Source organism: Aquiflexum sp. (genome assembly GCF_977115555.1).
Window position 1 is genome coordinate 1 of the sequence record NZ_CDSBKL010000501.1, and the last position, 2,601, is coordinate 2,601.

Below are 2,601 nucleotides of genomic sequence, written 5' to 3' on the forward strand. Positions count from 1 at the left end.
GTAGCAAATTTTAGCATCCCTCTGTAATAATAAGCCTGGCCAAAATCCTTGTCCATCTGGATGGCAGTACTGTATTCCTTCATGGCCTCTTTTGTATTGCCGATTTGATGGAGCGCCCTTCCTTTCAAGAAAAATGCCATGGCGGGAGCTCCGGGCACCTGAACTGCATAATCCGCAAACAGTAAGGCCGAGTTATGGTTTTTTTGTTTTTGGTAGATATTGGAAAGGCTCATCATCACTTGGGTATTTTTACTGTCTATGGCATAGGCAGCGAGGAAGTCCTGCTCCGCTTTTTTAAATTCCCCTAGTTCTTCATAAGCCCTTCCCCTGTTGTAGAGGCCTTTCAAGTACTTGGGGTTGTTTTTCAGGACATCGTCATACTCCACAATAGCCTCTTGGTATTTTTCTTGGCTAAACAAGGTATCTCCTTCTTTAGAAATATTTTCTGAACAGGACGACAACAAAATCATGCCGATAAGGGAGGCAAAAACCCAATACTTTACTTTCATTTTGGTAATGGTAATCTTTAAACGGCTACATTATTTTCTCTTAATGCATCGTTGAGAGAGGTTTTCAAATCAGTGGAGGCTTTCCTTTGACCGATGATCAACGCACAGGGAACCTGAAATTCTCCTGCAGGAAATTTCTTTGTCAAAGTTCCCGGAATCACTACAGACCTGGCAGGAACAAAACCTTTGTATTCTACAGGTTCAGCGCCCGTCACATCAATGATCTTTGAACTTGCTGTCAGCGTCACCCCTGCCCCAATTACGGCTTCTTTTCCTATCCTCACTCCTTCAACGATGATTGCTCTTGACCCGATAAAAGCGCCGTCTTCCACGATAACCGGTGCAGCCTGAACAGGTTCTAAGACCCCTCCAATGCCGACACCACCACTGAGGTGGACATTTTTACCTATTTGGGCACAAGAACCAACAGTCGCCCATGTATCAACCATCGTGCCACTATCTACATAGGCACCAATATTTACGTAAGAAGGCATCATGATTACGCCACCTGCCAAGAAGGCACCGTACCTTGCTACAGCGTGAGGCACCACCCTTACACCCTGTTTGGCGTAGTTGGTTTTCAATGCCATTTTATCATGGAATTCAAAAGGACCTACCTCGATGGTATGCATTTTCTGTATTGGAAAATATAGAATTACTGCTTTTTTTACCCAATCATTCACCTGCCAAGAGCCATCTTCCAAAGGCTCTGCCACACGGAGACCTCCACTGTCAAGTTCAGAGATTACTGTTTTGATAGCAATTTCAACTTCCTTTTCTTTTAACAATTCCCTGTTTTCCCAGGCTTTTTCGATAATTGACTTCAATAATTCCATATTTTTGATTTCCTTCTTTCTTTATTTTATCCATCTATGCCTCAAACCAACATTGTGATCGCCTCCGTGCTTAAACCGCTAAAAGATGCGAGGTCATATTACAGGTTTGGGATTTCGATGCGTGAAACAAATAAATACCTTATTAACATCATAGGATTTTCTACAAAAAAAGAATCTGATGAAAAAAACATTAAATTCCATTCGGTATATAGTGGAAAAAGAACCGGAGTTTCCAGATTGCTGGTTGGATGGAAGTTCTTTCTAAGAATCAGTCAAATCAAGCCCAAATTGGTCATTATTACCACCTATGAGTTGTTGCCTGCGGCTGTCTTGGGAAAATGGATTTTGGGATATAAATTGGTCTATGACTTGCAGGAAAACTATGCTTTGAACCTCAGTCAAAACAAAACTATGGCTGGTTGGAAACAAGGATTGGCAATCAGAACGGTTACCTTCCTTGAGTCTTGCGCAAGGCCTTTCATTGACCATTATTTTTTTGCGGAGAAAGTATATCAGGAAGAATTCCCAAAAATCAACAAGCAGACAGTCCTTGAAAATAAGTATTATGGCGATTTAGCAGGTATCCGATCGGTTAATTTACAATCTAAAACCAAGCTCAGGTTCCTCCTTTCGGGAACTTTGACTGAGGTCTATGGTATCTTAGAAGGAATCGAATGGTTTAAATCCATCCAAACCCATTTTCCCGAAGCAAGTTTAACAGTCATCGGGCATGTGCCGATGGCCAAATTTGGGGAAAAGCTTAAAAAGACAGCTTCTGACCACAAGTCAATCCAGATCCATGTCTCCGACAATCCGATTCCGTATTCAGATATTCTGAATGCTTATGAGCAAACGGATATCGTCCTTCTTCCCTACCATCAGGTCCCAAGTATCAGTCCCAAAATCCCAAGCAAACTATACGAAAGCATCGCCTTGGGAAAACCTTGCCTGTTCCAAACCAATCCAACATGGGAGACCATCTGTTCAGGATATCCTGCGGGAAAGGGTATTGACTTCAGTGACCTGAACCATTCCAAAGAAAAATTTGAGGACTTTTTAGCCATGGAATTTTTTGTCCACGATAACCGATGGGATGCAGCAGAACCGCTGTTTGCTCCCTTGGTATGGCCACAGGAAGCCCCCTCCGGTACACCTGAAGCAGCACTTACAGGGCATTCTTATGCATGGAAAGCAGCTGAGAATATACCGCAGCTTCAGCAATGTGTGTGTTAATGCAAATTTTTGTGTGCACACTT

3 protein-coding genes are annotated in these 2,601 nt (G+C 42.6%); 1 reads left to right on the plus strand and 2 read right to left on the minus strand.

The annotated features are described in order from the left end of the window. Together ACZFYI_RS18800 and ACZFYI_RS18805 are read right to left on the minus strand one after the other, a co-directional pair. Positions 1 to 509 (minus strand): tetratricopeptide repeat protein (locus ACZFYI_RS18800; RefSeq protein WP_462525655.1); only part of this gene is annotated, 509 nt, incomplete at its 3' end. A gap of 17 nt (positions 510 to 526) precedes the next feature. Beyond that, on the minus strand, positions 527 to 1,345 hold the full coding sequence (locus tag ACZFYI_RS18805; protein ID WP_462525656.1) for a 2,3,4,5-tetrahydropyridine-2,6-dicarboxylate N-succinyltransferase: 819 nt from the start codon (positions 1,343 to 1,345) through the stop codon (positions 527 to 529). Positions 1,346 to 1,381: 36 nt separating this feature from the next. On the opposite strand from ACZFYI_RS18805, the gene ACZFYI_RS18810 reads away from it, so the two are divergent. Next, complete coding sequence (locus tag ACZFYI_RS18810; RefSeq protein WP_462525657.1) at positions 1,382 to 2,578, plus strand: glycosyltransferase; 1,197 nt, start codon at positions 1,382 to 1,384, stop codon at positions 2,576 to 2,578. The last annotated feature ends 23 nt before the right edge of the window (positions 2,579 to 2,601 follow it).

What these genes read in the sequence shown, in the direction of transcription:
- ACZFYI_RS18805 (WP_462525656.1), bottom strand. Translation starts at nt 1,345, where the DNA reads ATGGAATTATTGAAGTCAATTATCGAAAAAGCCTGGGAAAACAGGGAA.
- ACZFYI_RS18810 (WP_462525657.1), top strand. Translation starts at nt 1,382, where the DNA reads ATGCCTCAAACCAACATTGTGATCGCCTCCGTGCTTAAACCGCTAAAA.